The sequence below is a fragment of the Candidatus Culexarchaeum yellowstonense genome (assembly GCF_024707025.1).
Lineage (GTDB): Archaea > Thermoproteota > Methanomethylicia > Culexarchaeales > Culexarchaeaceae > Culexarchaeum.
Genome location: NZ_JANGFQ010000027.1, coordinates 1 through 15665, shown reverse-complemented (window position 1 = coordinate 15665; position 15665 = coordinate 1). Strand labels below are relative to the sequence as shown.

18 protein-coding genes are annotated in these 15665 nt (G+C 40.1%); 15 read left to right on the top strand and 3 right to left on the bottom strand.

The annotated features are described in order from the left end of the window. Positions 1–131: 131 nt before the first annotated feature. Together MRT15_RS05400 and MRT15_RS05395 are read right to left on the bottom strand one after the other, a co-directional pair. Complete coding sequence (locus tag MRT15_RS05400; protein WP_304328633.1) at positions 132–1196, bottom strand: DUF917 family protein; 1065 nt, start codon at positions 1194–1196, stop codon at positions 132–134. Between the two features lie 22 nt (positions 1197–1218). After that, positions 1219–1701, bottom strand: coding sequence for an HAD family acid phosphatase (locus MRT15_RS05395; RefSeq protein ID WP_304328632.1), 483 nt, complete (start codon positions 1699–1701; stop codon positions 1219–1221). 129 nt (positions 1702–1830) lie between these two features. Here MRT15_RS05395 and MRT15_RS05390 point away from each other — a divergent pair, with 129 nt between their 5' ends. The 15 genes from MRT15_RS05390 to MRT15_RS05320 all read left to right on the top strand — a co-directional run bounded on the left by MRT15_RS05390 (position 1831) and on the right by MRT15_RS05320 (position 15398). Continuing rightward, positions 1831–4221: a hydrogenase iron-sulfur subunit gene (locus tag MRT15_RS05390; RefSeq protein WP_304328631.1), complete on the top strand. Its 2391-nt coding sequence runs from the start codon at positions 1831–1833 to the stop codon at positions 4219–4221. A 12-nt stretch (positions 4222–4233) separates the two neighbouring features. After that, complete coding sequence (locus MRT15_RS05385) at positions 4234–4605, top strand: 4Fe-4S dicluster domain-containing protein (RefSeq protein WP_304328630.1); 372 nt, start codon at positions 4234–4236, stop codon at positions 4603–4605. A 15-nt stretch (positions 4606–4620) separates the two neighbouring features. Then, positions 4621–5466: a CoB--CoM heterodisulfide reductase iron-sulfur subunit B family protein gene (locus MRT15_RS05380; protein ID WP_304328634.1), complete on the top strand. Its 846-nt coding sequence runs from the start codon at positions 4621–4623 to the stop codon at positions 5464–5466. 2 nt (positions 5467–5468) lie between these two features. Further along, positions 5469–6170: a 4Fe-4S dicluster domain-containing protein gene (locus MRT15_RS05375; RefSeq protein ID WP_304328629.1), complete on the top strand. Its 702-nt coding sequence runs from the start codon at positions 5469–5471 to the stop codon at positions 6168–6170. 3 nt (positions 6171–6173) lie between these two features. Continuing rightward, on the top strand, positions 6174–7850 hold the full coding sequence (locus tag MRT15_RS05370; protein WP_304328628.1) for an FAD-binding protein: 1677 nt from the start codon (positions 6174–6176) through the stop codon (positions 7848–7850). Positions 7851–7945: 95 nt separating this feature from the next. Then, a complete protein-coding gene (locus MRT15_RS05365; protein ID WP_304328627.1) occupies positions 7946–8341 on the top strand; it encodes a glycine cleavage system protein H in 396 nt (131 codons plus the stop codon). A gap of 23 nt (positions 8342–8364) precedes the next feature. Continuing rightward, a complete protein-coding gene (locus MRT15_RS05360; RefSeq protein WP_304328626.1) occupies positions 8365–8823 on the top strand; it encodes a 4Fe-4S dicluster domain-containing protein in 459 nt (152 codons plus the stop codon). Continuing rightward, positions 8820–9098, top strand: coding sequence for a hypothetical protein (locus MRT15_RS05355; protein WP_304328625.1), 279 nt, complete (start codon positions 8820–8822; stop codon positions 9096–9098). The genes MRT15_RS05360 and MRT15_RS05355 overlap by 4 nt, the downstream gene beginning before the upstream one ends. A 15-nt stretch (positions 9099–9113) precedes the next feature. Beyond that, a complete protein-coding gene (locus tag MRT15_RS05350; RefSeq protein WP_304328624.1) occupies positions 9114–9977 on the top strand; it encodes a CoB--CoM heterodisulfide reductase iron-sulfur subunit B family protein in 864 nt (287 codons plus the stop codon). After that, positions 9978–10430 (top strand): NADH-quinone oxidoreductase subunit B family protein, encoded by a 453-nt coding sequence (locus MRT15_RS05345; RefSeq protein WP_304328623.1) that lies wholly within the window; start codon positions 9978–9980, stop codon positions 10428–10430. Further along, positions 10427–10720 carry a hypothetical protein gene (locus tag MRT15_RS05340; protein ID WP_304328622.1) on the top strand — a complete coding sequence of 98 codons (294 nt, stop codon included), beginning with the start codon at positions 10427–10429 and terminating at the stop codon, positions 10718–10720. Before MRT15_RS05345 ends, MRT15_RS05340 begins: the two co-directional genes overlap by 4 nt. Further along, entirely contained in the window at positions 10710–12188 is a 1479-nt protein-coding gene (locus MRT15_RS05335; protein WP_304328621.1) for a complex I subunit 5 family protein, read from the top strand. The genes MRT15_RS05340 and MRT15_RS05335 overlap by 11 nt, the downstream gene beginning before the upstream one ends. Positions 12189–12194: 6 nt before the next feature. After that, complete coding sequence (locus tag MRT15_RS05330; protein ID WP_304328620.1) at positions 12195–13826, top strand: NADH-quinone oxidoreductase subunit C; 1632 nt, start codon at positions 12195–12197, stop codon at positions 13824–13826. 5 nt (positions 13827–13831) lie between these two features. After that, positions 13832–14824 carry a complex I subunit 1 family protein gene (locus MRT15_RS05325; RefSeq protein WP_304328619.1) on the top strand — a complete coding sequence of 331 codons (993 nt, stop codon included), beginning with the start codon at positions 13832–13834 and terminating at the stop codon, positions 14822–14824. A 1-nt stretch (position 14825) separates the two neighbouring features. Further along, entirely contained in the window at positions 14826–15398 is a 573-nt protein-coding gene (locus MRT15_RS05320) for a 4Fe-4S binding protein (RefSeq protein WP_304328618.1), read from the top strand. 51 nt (positions 15399–15449) lie between these two features. Here MRT15_RS05320 and MRT15_RS05315 read toward each other — a convergent pair. Continuing rightward, the coding region (locus MRT15_RS05315) for a hypothetical protein (RefSeq protein ID WP_304328616.1) at positions 15450–15665 on the bottom strand (216 nt) is incomplete at its 5' end.

The following is a 15665-nucleotide window of genomic DNA, read 5'->3' as shown; positions in this document are numbered from 1 at the left end:
CCTACTAGGTATACCTCCATATGCACCTGAAAACAAGATGTTCTTCCCATGGGTTGCATTGATATTGCTTGGTACATTGCTTGGATACGACTATTACAAGAAAACCAAAAAATAAACCCATTTTTTTTAAATTATATTTTGAATTCCAATTCTAAGTCTAGTTTATCCTTCATAATACTTTTTATTGGTTCATATAGTTTTCTATCCCTTAATCCCTCACCAATCTTTATTGCATTCTTATCTGCAACTGTTATGGCTACTGGTTCTTCAAGTTTAACTTCAGCTGAGTTTAGTGGTAACCCTGTTTTTAGGCTGAATATGTTTATTAGGTTTGGGAATGTTGTTACTGTTTCATCCCACTTATGTACACTCATGTATTCGTTTACGAATGTCACTTTGTATAGCTCATTCCCCTCATCCACAATTTCTATGTATCCAACATCAAATCCACCTTCAACTTCCATTCTCTTCCCCCTAACTTCACCTCTACAGATAATCTTCCCATTTAATATCTTCATTGCAGATTCAATTCTATCTTCAGGTTTATCCACTGATAATATTGCTTCACCTATTTTGTAAGCTTGTTTCAATGCTCCTGGAGCTCCATTCCTCTTTGCATAATCCACTTTTACTGGGTTTCTTGCTACAGTTACGCATCCACCAGCTTCCATGGAGAATTGCCTAATGATTCTGCTAGTTGCCTCTATACTGCCACTAACAATTATCTCCAAATTCTCTTTGCCTCCACATGCTGCTTGCACCGTTCTATAGTCCCTTATTTTATGTAGCCCCATGGCACCCATAACTCCAGTGGGGTGTGCCCTCCCATCACATGGGCAGTCTATTACAGGTTTCCCATATACTGCCGCTTGTATCCATCCATGTGTTACTGCTGTGGCTCCACATTCACTTCCAATTAATCCATCAATATTCACATTGAACATTTTCATGAGCTCTATTATGCGTATGTGATGGTATGGTAGTATAACCCCCTTTGATTGTACTCCCACCATCGATATTGTTACTAAACTTTCTTCATCATGCATTTCATCTACATCCAAAAGTTTTATTGGCGATATTTGTGTTGCAAGTCTACCTATTTTAACCCCCTCCTCTATGCTTCCTCCACCACCTCCACCTAGAACTGCTCCACCATAAACATATTTTTCCACATCCCCTAACCTTATTATATCCATGTTATCACCCGCACATCATAATTTAGCTTTCAATTTTTACTATTTTCGCATCTGGAATTAGTTTTCTTAATTCTCTTATGACTTCATCGCTATCCTCCCACACTTCAACTATGCTATATCCCCTCCTTAGCAGTAGCTTCACCACTTCCCTCTTGTAGATGGAATCCTTCCTCAAATCCCCCGCCATCCTAAAGTATATTTCATCGTATGGAACCCCCCAGGAGCTCAATTGCTTTAAAGTTTCGTTCTTCTGTTTAATTGTTCTTCCAGTTACTATGATTATCCTTAACCCCTTATCCTTAATCTTCCTCATATAATCTATAACATCCATCCTAGGTTTATCCAGCTCCAGTAGTTCTGGGTTTAGGAATATTTCCCAAAATCTCCTTCTATCTTCCCTTGAGAGTTCCTTTAAGTTTTCCTTGCCAAGCTCCCTTAAAGCTTTCTCAATTCTCCCACTTACATCCGCTATTACTCCATCTAAATCGAATATTGCTGCTTCCATAAATTCACACTTCATTATGGTTTAATGCCTATAGATAATGTTTTCCATATTACCTAACCAAAACTTATAAATTGTATTGTTGAATATTGGTTTAAGTAGGTTTCCCCTTGCTATGCTGGTGGCGGGATCATGGCTAATGATGTTAGGATTGGCGTCTATGTTTGTCATTGTGGTGGAAATATATCCAATGTCGTTAAGATAAGTGAGGTTCTGAAGGCCATTAGCGGTGTTGATGGTGTTGTTCTAGTTAGGGATAATGAGCATGTATGTTCTGAAGCTGGTCAGAGGGAGATTAGGGAGGATATTAAACGATATAATTTGAATAGGGTTATCATTGCAGCTTGTTCCCCAAAATTTCATGGTCCAACATTCATGAAGCTTCTCGAGGATTCTGGTTTAAACCCATACTTGTTTGAGATGGTTAATATTAGGGAGCAGGATTCATGGGTTCACTCCAACGATCCAGATGGGGCTACTAGAAGAGCTATTGATCAGATAATGGCTGCTATTGGTAAAGTTAAGCTTAATGAACCTCTAGAGGCGAGGGAGGTTAAGGTTGGGAATAGGGTTATGGTTATTGGTGCTGGCATAGCTGGGATTCAGGCTGCATTGGATTTGGCTGATTCCGGTTGTAAAGTTTACTTGGTTGAGAGGGAACCCACAATTGGGGGTAGGATGGCTCAGTTAAGTTACACATTCCCAACTGACGATTGCTCCCTCTGCATACTCTCACCAAAAATGGCTGCAGTCTATAATCATCCAAACATTACATTAATGACTTACAGTGAAGTTGAGGATGTTAGTGGGAGTGTGGGTGATTTCCACGTTAAGGTTAAGGTTAAACCAAGATATGTTGATATGAGTAAATGTGTTGCTTGTGGGATATGTGCATCAAAATGCCCTGCATCTGCACCAGATGAATTCAATTATGGTCTTAGAAGTAGGAGGGCAATATACGTTCCACATGAAATGGCTGTTCCATACAAGTATCTCATAGACCCAAAATCTTGCCTATACTTAACTAAGGGGATATGTAGGGTTTGTGAGAGGGTTTGCCCACAGAAGGCTATAAACTTCGATGATAAGGAGAGGATATTGGATATTGTTGTGGATGCAATAATAGTTGCCACTGGCTATGAGCCCTTCGATGCAACTAAACTTAAACAGTATGGTTATGGAGTATACAAGAATGTTATAATAGCGCCACAATTGGAGAGGATGGTCATGCCAGTAGGTCCAACTGGTGGTAAGGTTATTAGGTTATCTGATGGTCAACTTGCCCGGAAGATTGCATTCATACATTGTGTGGGTTCTAGGGATGAGCAGATTGGTAGACCTGGATGTTCGAGGGTTTGCTGCATGTACACTATTAAGCAGGCTATGACATTGAAGAGGCAAGATGTAACTAGGGATATAACTTTATTCTACATTGATATTAGAGCTTATGGTAAGGGGTTTGAAGAATACTATATGAGGGCACAGGATTTAGGTGTTAAATTCGTTAGGGGGAAGGTTAGTGAAGTCATTGAGGATCCCGTAAGTGGTAGGCTTATAGTTAGGGCTGAAGATACATTGACTGGAAGATTTATTGAAGATGAATTTGATCTTGTGGTTTTATCTGTGGGTTTAGTTCCATCACGTGGAACTGAGGATTTAGCTAAGAAGCTTAAGTTGAATATAGGTCCAGATGGATTCCTACTTGAAGCTCACCCAAAGTATAGGCCTGTGGATACGCTTAGGGAGGGGGTTTTCATATGTGGATGTGCACAGGGACCTAAGGATATAGCTGATAGTGTGGCTCAAGCCAGTGCAGCTGCTGGGAGAACTCTTAGACTTATAAGTCAAGGTAGGATACTTATAGAGCCAATAAAAGCCTATGTAATTGATGAATCATGTAATGGTTGTGGAATCTGCGTTGATAAGTGTCCGCTGGGGGCTATAAGTATGGTGGATGGTAAAGCGCATATTAGTGAAGCTCTATGTGTTGGTTGTGGAAGTTGCATACCATACTGCCCAAGGGGGGCTATTGAATTGAAGCATTACAGTGAGAAGCAAATTTTAAGTCAGATTGAGGGGGCTCTTAAGAGTAAGAGGGATGGTGAAATTAGAGTTATAGCATTCTTCGATGACTCCTGCACTTATAGGGCTGCAGATCTTGCAGGTACCAGTAGGCTTACCTATGATAGTAGGGTTAGGGTTATAACTGTTCCAAGTGCAAGTAGGCTTACACCAAAAATAATATTGAGTGCATTCAAGTATGGTGCTGATGGAGTTTTCATTGGAGACTGCCTTGAGGGGGCATCACCATACCATCCCAAAGTTTTAGATGTAATTAATGATGTTATTAGGGAGGCTAGATCCCAAATGAGGAAATATAGGATTGATGCTAGGAGGCTTAAATTTGACACCATAGCCGTCGATATGGCTGAGAGGCTTGTGAAGGATTTAGGTGATCTTATATCCATTGTGGAGAAGCTTGGCCCATTGAGTGTTGAGGATAGGGGGAGGATTAAGGTTTAGGGGGGTGTAGTCATGTTTAGAGGTTTACCTCAAACTGTTTATGAGTTGAGTGGGAAGAATCCATACCTATGTATTCAATGTGGTATTTGTAGTGGTAGTTGTCCAATGATTAAGGATATGGATGTTCCTCCACATCAAGTTATAAGGATGATTCAACTCGATATGCCTGAGGTTTTGAATTGCAAAACCATTTGGGTTTGTGCTTCATGTAATACTTGTAGTGTTAGGTGTCCGAGGGATATAGATCCAGCTAGAATGATAAATGTCCTTAGAACCATTGTTCAACGTAAAAACATTTATCCAGTGGATTTGAGGAGGGTTAAGGGGCTTGGGGATTTACCTCAAATAGCTCTGATATCAGCTTCAAGGAAGCTTACGGGGTGATCGTGGTTGAAGTTCATGTATTACCCTGGCTGTTCAGTTAAGGATTATGCTAAAAGCTATGAGGATTCCGCAATTGCAGTTTTGAAGCTTTTTGATGTGGAGCTCGTGGAGCTGGATAGATGGAATTGTTGTGGCGTAGTGTATGAGTATTCTGCTGATGCAGTTATGCAACATGTTGCTCCACTGAGGGATCTTGTAAGGGCTCAAGAATTTATGGGTAGGGTTGGGGATAATAGGCTTATAACCCTATGCTCCATGTGTTATAGTACATTGAAGAAGGTTAATGAGATCGTTACAAGTGATCCTGAGAAGCTTGACAATCTAAGTAAGTACATGGATGATGAGCCTAGATATAATTGTGGTGTGGATGTTAAGCATGTGCTTGAAATAATATTGGATGATAATATTATAGGTTTAAAGAAGGTTGGGGGGGCTGTTAAGAGGGATTTAAGCAAATTAAAGGTTGCATCATTCTATAGTTGCTCGCTACTTAGACCTAAGGGTATTGGTATAGATGACCCTGAAGATCCACATATATTATCAGATCTTATCTCCAGTTTAGGCGCTAAGCCCATTAAATTCCCATATGAGAAGAGGTGTTGTGGTTCTTATAATGTGGTTTATGATAGGAGTATGGTTGAGAGGACTGTTGGGGAGATAGTTAGAGCTGCTGGGAGGTGGGGTGCAGACATGATAATAACTGCATGTCCACTTTGCCATTACAACTTAAATATCGTTAGAAACAAATTTAATATACCAACAATATATTTCACTGAGTTGATGGCTTATGCCATGGGCCTCGACGAAAAACTATCCCAAGAAACCCTTTCCATCTTTAAGAGTAAAATTGGTGGTGGGTGAAAATGGCGGGTCAAACTGAGCTTAAGAAGACCGTGAAAATATATATTATGGGTAAGGAGTATGAGGTTCCTGCTGGGATAACTATAATGAAGGCTGTTGAGTATGCTGGATACCAGTATATTAGGGGTGCTGGTTGTAGGGGTGGATTCTGCGGTGCATGTGCAACGATATATAGGCTTAAGGGGGATTATAGACTCTACACAGCTCTAGCATGCCAGACAACAGTTCAAGATGGAATGTATCTTGTTCAAATACCCTTTGCACCAGCAGAGAAGGTTAAGTATAATATTGAGGAGTTAAAGCCTACGGGTGCAACTGTATTGGCATTGTATCCAGAAGTAGCTAGGTGTGTTGCATGCAATGCATGTACTAAGGCATGTCCACAGGAATTGCAAGTTATGGATGCAATACAGATGATTAAGAGGGGGGATATAGCTAAAGCCGCTGAGTTATGCTTTGATTGCATTTCATGTGGGTTATGTAGCATTAGGTGTCCAGCTGAAATAATCCATTACCACGTATTCCAGTTGGTTAGGAGGCTCTATGGCAAGTACATCGCTCCAAAAGCCAAGCATCTTGAAATTAGGGTTAAGGAGATAGAGGAGGGGAAGTTTGATATGGAACTTGATAGACTGGTTAAAATGAATCTTGCTGAATTGAAGAAGTTGTATGATAGTAGGGATATTGAGGAGGTAGAGGGGTAGATTATGTCTCAAAAGGTTGGGTATCCAGATTACATGAGGGAATACATTAAGATTGTGGAGGAGACTAGGGAGAGGAGGCTTAAGGAGAGGTATAGACGGCTTAGCCCAGATGAGAGGATGGAGCTCCTCAAAGTTTGGCATCCAGATTATAAGGAGGGGACTAAGAGACCCATAAAGATCGGTCCAAGCGCTGGATTAATGGTTCCACATGAAGTTGCAAATCTCATTGAAGCCTACCCACTAATAGATCCTAAGGATATAGATTTAAGTAGGATAGATTACGATGTGGATATACTTGTAATTGGAAGTGGGGGTGCAGGGACTTCTGCAGCCATATGGGCTAACATTGAAGGTATACCTGCAGAGAATATTCTCATAGCTACAAAGCTTAGGTTTGGGGATGCAAATACCAAGATGGCTCAAGGTGGCATACAAGCTGCGGATAGACCGAATGATAGTCCTGCAAGACATTTCCTAGACATTATGGGTGGTGGACTGTATGCAAACGACCCTGAGCTCGTTAGGGAGCTTGTTAGAGATGCACCATTCATAATAAAGTGGCTTGAGGATTTGGGCGTGATATTTGATAAGGAGCCTGATGGAACTATGATTGAAGTTTCAGGTGGAGGTGCATCTAGGAATAGGATGCATTCATGTAAAGATTACACTGGACTTGAAATTATGCGTGTATTGATGGATGAAGCTTTAAATAGGGGGATAAATGTGTTGGAATTCTCCCCAGCAATAGAGTTGCTAACAGATGATTATGGAAATAGGGTTACAGGTGCAATCTTATGGAATATGGAGACGAAGGAGTATTATGTTGCTAGAGCTAAAACCGTAATCTTAGCTACTGGAGGTTATGGTAGACTACACATACAAAACTTTCCAACCACAAACCACTATGGAGCCACAATGGATGGAGTAGTCCTAGCTTATAGGGTTGGGGCAAAGCTAAGGGATCTAGACGCCACACAATACCATCCAACAGGTGCAGCATATCCAGATCAGATACTTGGATTGCTCATAACTGAGAAGGTTAGATCCATGGGTGCACAGCTAGTTAACATTGATGGTGAACAATTCGTATATCCACTTGAAACTAGGGATGCTGTTTCAGCTGCGATAATAAGGGAGTGTTATGGTAGGAATAAAGGCGTAATTACACCGACTGGGGTTAGAGGGGTTTGGCTTGACACTCCAATGGTGGACATTGTTAGAGGCGAAGGCGCTACTAAGAGGTATCTATCCTCAGTTTATAGGATGTATGCAAGGTTCGGTATAGATGTCACAAAAGAGCCTATACTCGTCTTCCCAACCCTACACTACATGAATGGAGGTGTATGTATAAACAAGTATGGACAAGTTTTAGGCGTCAATGGGATCATTGAAGGTTTCTTTGCAGCTGGGGAAGTTACGGGTGGAGTTCATGGGAAAAATAGGCTTATGGGCAATTCACTACTAGAAATTCTAGTTTATGGTAGGAGGGCTGGTATTTCAGCTGCAAAGTATGTTAAGAGTGGTGTTAGCCCGGGGAAGTTAACATTGAACCACATACCCAGATATGTTGAGGAGCTTGAGAAGATTGGTGTCCCAAGGGATAGGCGTTCACCAATGCTACTACCAGAATATAGAGGGGAAAAGGTTCTCTCCAAAGCCATACCAATATTCCCAATTTAAACCTTTTTTTAAATACCACCTAGATTTATCCATAGTGGTCTATGGTAAACTATTTAAGAAGTCAAATATAATCTTATTTTGCCAGGTGTGTGGGTATGAGTAAGAGTTATGTTTTGCGTGAAGGCATATATTACATTCCAGACCATACATGGGCTGAACTTCTACCAGATGGTACTGTTAGGGTTGGGATAACAGATTATGCACAAAAGATGCTGAAGACCGTTAGGAGAATTAGATTAGAGAATGTTGGCACAACAGTTTCACAGTACGAGCCATTCGGAGTTATAGAGTCCACTAAAGCCACCAGCGACCTTATATCCCCAGTTAGTGGTGTTATAAAGCAAGTTAATGAGAGGGTTTTAAAGCAACCATCACTTGTTAATGTAGATCCATATGGAGCTGGATGGCTAGTTATAATTCAACCAACAAAGTGGGAAGAGGAGAAGGATGAACTTTTAACTGCCGAGGAGTACTCTAAGTATCAGCAGTGAAAAATTGTTGTGGGGCATGCACCTTGAATTTAGAAGAACAGAAAGTGCTCTTCTACGATCCAAATAAATGTTCAGGATGCCTATATTGCATGGAGGTTTGCTCATACAAGCATTATGGGGTAATTGATATTTCGAAGGCATACTTGATGGTGGCATTAAACCCTGAGGGGAATCCACTTTTCATAAATAATTACTGCAGTCATTGTCAAGACCCATTTTGTATGGCTGCATGTCCAGTGGAACCTAAAGCTATAAGTAAGGATACTGTAACAGGCTTTGTATTAATAAATCCAGCTCTATGTATTGGTTGTAGAAGTTGTAATTATGCATGCCCCATCTCAATACCATTTTTCGATGATAAGTTGAGGGTTAGCGTTAAATGCGATGCATGTAAAGGTGAATTTCTATGTGCAAAGTATTGTAGTACTGGTGCACTTCAAGTATTACCTAGGAGGGAGGTTTTGGAGAGGGTGAGATCATGAGCTCCAGCGAAGGTAAAATTTACCCATTAAGGAAGGATATTGTGGGATTACAGGATTCACTTAAATCTCCAATTAGGAGTATACTTAGAACCGGTCATGTTCCAATGCTTTCTAGATATATGCAAAGGACTAGGAGTAGGATTGGTTTGCCAAGCATACCCCCAACAGCATATAGCAACACTGAATATGTGAATCAAATGTTCAATCTCATTAAATCGATTGGTGCTGGTAGGAAGATTGGATTTGACTTTGATAGGAGGGATTTCAAATATTAGGTTGGAGGTATCCACATGCTTGAATACAGCCTATTCCTAGGATGCTATATACCTGCAATGCAGCCATTTGCTGAATCATCCATGAGAGCCATATCCAGTAAACTTGGAATCAACCTTCTCGATATAAATGGAGCTTCATGCTGCCCAGTTCCAGAAATAGCTAGACTTGTGGATGAAGATTTATGGTTAACTGTGGCTGCTAGAAACCTATCCTTAGCTGAAGCCGTTGGGAGGGATATAATTGTGATGTGTAATGGGTGTTGGGAGTCTCTGCATGAAGCTAGGGAGAAGCTTATTGAGTCAAGTGATTTAAGGGAGAAGATTAATGGGAATCTTAAGGGGTTTGGATTAAAATTTAATGGGACTATTAAAGTTAAACATTATACTGAAGTATTATTTGAGGATGTTGGTTTAAATGCTATTAGAAGCAATGTTAATGTGGATTTAAGTTGGCTTAAAATTGCACTTCACCCAGGATGCAAATTATATAAGATGAGTGATGAGAGGGGCGCCAAGTATCTTAGGGAAATTGTGAAGGCTTTGAATGTTGAGATCGTTGATTATGGTTTGGAGCGTGTTTGCTGTGGATACCCATTAATGCTATACTCAGTGGATAAGGCTATGAGGGAGAGGACTAAGTGGAAGCTTGATGCCATAAAGAATTCAGGTGCAAATGCAATTGTAGTTGCATGCCCAGCATGCTACGATCAATTTGAGAAAGCCCAATTAACATTCAAAGATGAAGGATTAGAATATGGGATTCCAGTGTTACATTTAAGTGAACTCTTAGCTTTAAGTTTTGGAATTAAGCCAGAAAGTTTCGGCTTAAATACACATGCAATTTCAACTGAAAACATAATTGGTAGGTTGGTGGGTTAAATGGGGTTTAAACAGAAGATGTTCACATATTCACCATGGGTTTACCATTTACATGCCGGTGGATGTAATGGATGCGACATTGAACTTGTTGCAGCATTAACCCCAAGATTTGATGTTGAGAGATTTGGGATTAAATTGGTTACATCTCCAAGGCATGCAGACATCCTAATAGTTACAGGTCCAGTTACAAAGCATATTGCACCATTCATGAAGAGAGTTTATATGCAAGTTCCAAACCCAAAGGTTGTTGTCGCCATAGGCTCATGTGCCTGTTCTGGTGGAATATTCAATGATGTTGAGGGTGGAGAAACTTATGCAATCCTTGGTGGAGCAGATAAGGTTATCCCAGTGGATGTCTTTGTATCTGGATGCCCACCAAAACCTGAAGCCATAATAAATGGTGTTGTTAAGGCAATCAGCATCCTACGTGAGAGGTGTGGGGTGGTTAAATGAAGTTGAAGTACATGTACATCCCCCTAATAACATCATTGGTATTGTTAGCCATTGGATTTTGGATTGTACCCTTAACATCAGATATCATTCTAACATTATTCCTAGTTGAGTTAGCTTCAACTTCAATATTCTATTTGACATTCATAGTTTTAATTCCATGGCTTCAATCACGTAATGTAGATTTGGATTCAGTTTTCATGTGTGGTTTAGCTAAACCTCCATACATCCATATGGATGAAATCTACATATTTAATCTACCATTCATGGAGAGTGAGAAGGGTGAGCATTAACTTCATATTGACATATGCACTTCTATTCTTATCATCGCTAATAATTTCAGCATTTAAATCAAAATATTCCATACACCTCTCCACACTATTGATATTCTCCTCATTAATTGTTAACGCCATACCATTAGCAGGAATATTAGCAGCTGGATTAGCTGAGCTGGAATCGAAATTGTTTACGGATTTCCTTATTTATGCTATGTGTGAGGTTATATTGATTGTTGGTTTAATATCAACATTATACTCAATCAAATATTTCGATTCTGAATTGAATGGTAGATTTAGATTGTACTTTGCAATTATACCAATTCTATTAGCGACACTAATTGGGCTGGTTTCATCTAGCAATTTGATTTACATGCTATTCTTCCTTGAAGCCTCCACAGCGTTAAGCGCAATTCTAGTTTTGTATGGTGAACGTAGGGGTAGAGCTGTTATTTCAGTTATAGTGTATTTGGCCATGTCGATTTTAGAGTCTATTCTAATAATAATTGGGGTATGCCTCCTCATCAATGGTTATGGTTTACACTTCGATCTACTGGATGTTTATAGGTTGAGTAGATATGGGATTTATGGTTGGAATTTCAAATTGGCCTCTTACTTAATTCTTTTAGGTTTTGGAATTAAGGCTGGCACATCTCCACTCGCACTCCTATGGCTTCCATTAGTTCACTCGGAAGCACCTTCACCAGTTAGTGCAATGCTTTCAGGTGTAATAATAGAGTCTGCATATATCCCAATATTGAAATACGTTTACTCACTTTCACCAATAATTTCAATGGATGTGGGGGCTTTCATAACCATTTCAGGTTTAATTAATATTGTCCTTGGAGGGTTGGGGATGATAATTGATAGGGATATTAAGAGGGTTATAGCCTTCAGTAGCATTTTGAGTATGGGGTTCCTAGGTTCATCCATTGGTTTAAGTGTTTCCATGAGTGGTTATGAAGCATATCTATGCATTTTTGGATCAACATTATACCTATTTGCACATTCAATTGCTAAGGCACTCCTCTTCCTATCTGCAGGTTTGTATGTGAAGGCTTTCCATGAGAGGAATTGGCTTAAACTTTCAATGGCAACTAGATCCATGCCCATCACTTCACTCATGATCATTTTAGGTGGAATAAGTGTTTCAGGTTTACTTCCATTCTTCTCAGGTTATTATGGTAAGCATATGGTTATGGAATCAATTATTTATTCTGGCAATCAGTTTTACGGTATTCCAAGCTCAATATATGAAGGTTTGATATACCTCAGTGGAATAATAGTTTTATGTGTTTTCCTCGGAATAGTTGTGGCTTCAGCTAGGGGTAGTGGCGTTTTTAGGGAGAAACCAGATTTAATGTTTACCTCCATAATCCTCTTAGCTTTAATATCAATTATAATTGGTATAATGTATCATGGCTTTCTAGCCTATGGAGTATCCATCCATAATGATGTTATGTTTAAATTTATAGATTTATGGTGATCTGGGATGAAGAGTTTAAATGATGTTTTAAATGAGCTTGGAAATATCCTTAAACCTGATTTTGAGATTACTGGTTATGGTTGTGGGGGTAAGCATGTACGTGTTAAGACCAGTCCGAACAGGCTTCTGGATGCAGCTAAATACATGCTTTCCATGGGCTCTAGAATTGTCCATGTCACAGCTTCAGACATGGGTTTTGATGGTATTAGGCTCATGCACATCTACAGTCTTGAACATATAGATAGGCATGCCCATGTAATATTGTATGCTTATGGTGATGGTGAACCAGCAAGGTTTCCATCAGTTGCACAATTGACTTATCAAGCTAATTGGGCTGAGAGGGAGACTATGGAGCTCCTTGGAGTTGAGTTTGATGGTCACCCCGACCCTAGACACATCTTCCTCCCCTTTGAGTGGCCTAACCCAGTTGAGAGTTCCAGTGAATCTAAGGCTGGGGTTAAGCAAGTCACTCTACCCATAGGTCCATATCATCCGGCAATGCTTGAAGGTGGATTCTTCAAGTTATTCGTTGATGGTGAAGATGTTGTTGATGTGGATATTAAGGTTGGTTTGAATCATCGTGGAATAATGAAGTTGGCTGAGAGTAGGACTTTTTGGCGTGACCTATTCCTTGTTGGTAGGATATGTGGTATATGTAGTGTTCCACATCAATTGGCTTTCGTTAATGCTGTGGAACGCATTCTTGGGGTAAATGTCCCTGAGAGGGCTGAGTATATTAGGGTTTTAATGGCTGAGTTGAATAGGATACATAGCCACCTCCTATGGCTTGGCGTTGCAGGAGACTTGATTGGCTTTAAAACTTTGCTCATGTGGGCTTGGAAGATTAGGGAGCCAATACAGGATTGCATTGAATTGCTATCGGGCAATAGGGTTCATGCAGATTCCATGAGTATTGGCGGCGTAAGATTCGATGTCACTAAGGAGCAGCTTAGTAAAGTTGAAAGTAAACTGTTTGAAGTTAAGAGGGATTTCAAAAAACTAGCTGAAGATATAGCTTCACATAGCATTGTTAGGCGTAGGACTGAGGGTGTAGGTGTCATGCCTCTAAGTGATGCTAGGGAGGCTGGAGCTGTAGGGCCAACTGCTAGGGCTAGTGGATGGAAGATTGATGTTAGAAGGGATAGTCCATACTCATTCTATGATGAGGGGCATATAAGTTGGGATGTTGTGGTTGAGGAGGCTGGGGATGTGCTTTCAAGGGTTATGGTTAGAGTTAAGGAAACCCTTGTATCCATAGATATATGTCTACAATGTGTTGATAGGTTGAAGAATGTTGGTGGACCGGTAGCTACTTCAGAACTTAAACCATTCCCTGAGGGTGAAGCTTTAAGTAAGGTTGAAGCTCCTAGGGGTGAATTAGTCTACTACGTAATTTCGAATGGTATGGATATACCGCACACTGTTAGGATTAGAACTCCAAGCTACCGTAATATTGCAGCCCTCAAATTCATGCTTAAAGGTTGTAGACTTGCAGATGCACCAATAATTATTGGTAGCGTTGACCCATGCTTCTCATGCACAGATCGTGTAATGATAGTTGATTCCAAGAGGGGGGAGCAGTGGACTCTGAGTGGTGATGAATTTAAGAATCTCGCGTTTAAGGGTTGGAGGGGGTGATGGTTGTGCTCCTAGCAATAATATTTATTCCAGTGTTATGCTTCATACTTGGAGTCTTGCTCAATTATGAGATTAGGAAGATTTATGCTAGGAGTCAGTATAGGCTTGGACCACTACTTTCAATGCATGGTGAGTTGAGGGGGCTTTTAGGTTCAAGTAGGGTTTTACAACCCCTCTACGATGTTTTGAAACTTATGTTTAAGGAGACGATTATACCTAAAAGTGCACGTAAAGGTTTATTTGTTTCATCACCAATAGTAAGCCTCATCCTGGCAGTTTTATCCACGTACTTTATATCCTATGGTGGTTTAAGCTTGCTTGCAGATAATCCGCTCAGCATAATCTTCATAACATACATTTTAATTGGTGTATCCCTATTCTGGGTTTTGGGTGGTTTGTCGTCATCATCACCTTGGAGTGTTGTTGGATCTAGGAGGGAGGCTGAGCTGATGCTTGTAATTGAAGTTTCATTGCTCTCATCAATATTCTCTTCAGCCATAATATCCAATTCACTATCGATTGGCGGCATCATGAGTTTTCAGCTGAAATCCTATCCAATAATTCTTCTAAATCCCTTCGCAGCCTTAGTTTTCATAATTGCAGTACTTGGGAAACTGCACTTCAACCCATTCGAAATACCTGAAGCTGATGTGGAGATAGTTTCAGGTCCCTACACAGAATACTCCGGAAAACTTCTAGCAACAATATTATCCTCAAAATACATTCTAACATCAGTCCTCACTGGATTGTTTGTAAACCTATTCCTTTCAGGGGGACTTATACTGCAACCAACAAGCATATACAATCAAATATTCAACTTCATAGTCTTCCTATTGGAGTGCTTCATAGTCACATTCATAATATCCATAGTTCACTCAATAGCCCCAAGATTTAGAATTGATCAAGCAGTCTCATGGGCCATCAAGTACCTATGGCCTTTATCCGCATTCTCCATAATATTCTCCATAATCATCAGGTTTATTTTGGGGGTGGCATGAATTGCTCAAATCATTTAAGAGAGCCATTGAAGCTCTAAGTAAACCATACACAATTAAGTATCCTGCTGGTATTGGCGTTGAGAAGTATAGTAGTGTTCCAGAAACTCTGCGCGGTGTGCCTGAATTCAATGCAGATAAATGTATTGGGTGCAGTGCATGCGTTAGCCAATGTAGTAGCGGTGCATTAACATACATGGATGCGGAGGGTAAACGCAATCTAAACATCAATCTGAATAAGTGTGTGTTTTGTAGGCGTTGCGCCGAAGTATGCCCTGAAGATGCATTAACCTTAACCACTAAATTCGAAATAGCATCAAACAATAAATCGGAACTCAAAGTTTCAAACACAATTGAACTTTCAAAATGCATTAACTGCGGAAACTACTTTGCACCAGAAAAGCAACTTAACCGCATCACCGATAGGTTAATGAGTGGATTAAAGGAGGCTAAAGCCATACAATACGCCCAAGAAGATCTACCAAAATACCTACACCTATGCCCAAATTGCAGGAAAATCCTAAGCTTCAAACTAAATATCCACACAAGGAAGCACGTCCTATATGATACATCTTAACATAACACCCACAACCAATTACGACCCAACATCAATCCTACAATCCCTACCCTATCTAACAATAAGCTTCATCCTATTAACCATAATCATATACTTAAGCTCCAAAATAGTCGGACTCAAAAGCCTCCCCCTAGCCATATCCTCCTCCACAATGATCATGCTAATGAACTCAATAATATCATCATTCAACCAATTCCAAGCCTCATACATCCTCAAACTCATAATATACCTATCCATCATAAAATTCATATACAGATCAAGCTGGTC

Excerpts from the sequence above, each read along its gene's own strand:
- MRT15_RS05400 (WP_304328633.1), bottom strand. The coding sequence starts at position 1,196 with ATGGATATAATAAGGTTAGGGGATGTGGAAAAATATGTTTATGGTGGA.
- MRT15_RS05395 (WP_304328632.1), bottom strand. The coding sequence starts at position 1,701 with ATGGAAGCAGCAATATTCGATTTAGATGGAGTAATAGCGGATGTAAGT.
- MRT15_RS05390 (WP_304328631.1), top strand. The coding sequence starts at position 1,831 with ATGGCTAATGATGTTAGGATTGGCGTCTATGTTTGTCATTGTGGTGGA.
- MRT15_RS05385 (WP_304328630.1), top strand. The coding sequence starts at position 4,234 with ATGTTTAGAGGTTTACCTCAAACTGTTTATGAGTTGAGTGGGAAGAAT.
- MRT15_RS05380 (WP_304328634.1), top strand. The coding sequence starts at position 4,621 with ATGTATTACCCTGGCTGTTCAGTTAAGGATTATGCTAAAAGCTATGAG.
- MRT15_RS05375 (WP_304328629.1), top strand. The coding sequence starts at position 5,469 with ATGGCGGGTCAAACTGAGCTTAAGAAGACCGTGAAAATATATATTATG.
- MRT15_RS05370 (WP_304328628.1), top strand. The coding sequence starts at position 6,174 with ATGTCTCAAAAGGTTGGGTATCCAGATTACATGAGGGAATACATTAAG.
- MRT15_RS05365 (WP_304328627.1), top strand. The coding sequence starts at position 7,946 with ATGAGTAAGAGTTATGTTTTGCGTGAAGGCATATATTACATTCCAGAC.
- MRT15_RS05355 (WP_304328625.1), top strand. The coding sequence starts at position 8,820 with ATGAGCTCCAGCGAAGGTAAAATTTACCCATTAAGGAAGGATATTGTG.
- MRT15_RS05350 (WP_304328624.1), top strand. The coding sequence starts at position 9,114 with ATGCTTGAATACAGCCTATTCCTAGGATGCTATATACCTGCAATGCAG.
- MRT15_RS05345 (WP_304328623.1), top strand. The coding sequence starts at position 9,978 with ATGGGGTTTAAACAGAAGATGTTCACATATTCACCATGGGTTTACCAT.
- MRT15_RS05340 (WP_304328622.1), top strand. The coding sequence starts at position 10,427 with ATGAAGTTGAAGTACATGTACATCCCCCTAATAACATCATTGGTATTG.
- MRT15_RS05330 (WP_304328620.1), top strand. The coding sequence starts at position 12,195 with ATGAAGAGTTTAAATGATGTTTTAAATGAGCTTGGAAATATCCTTAAA.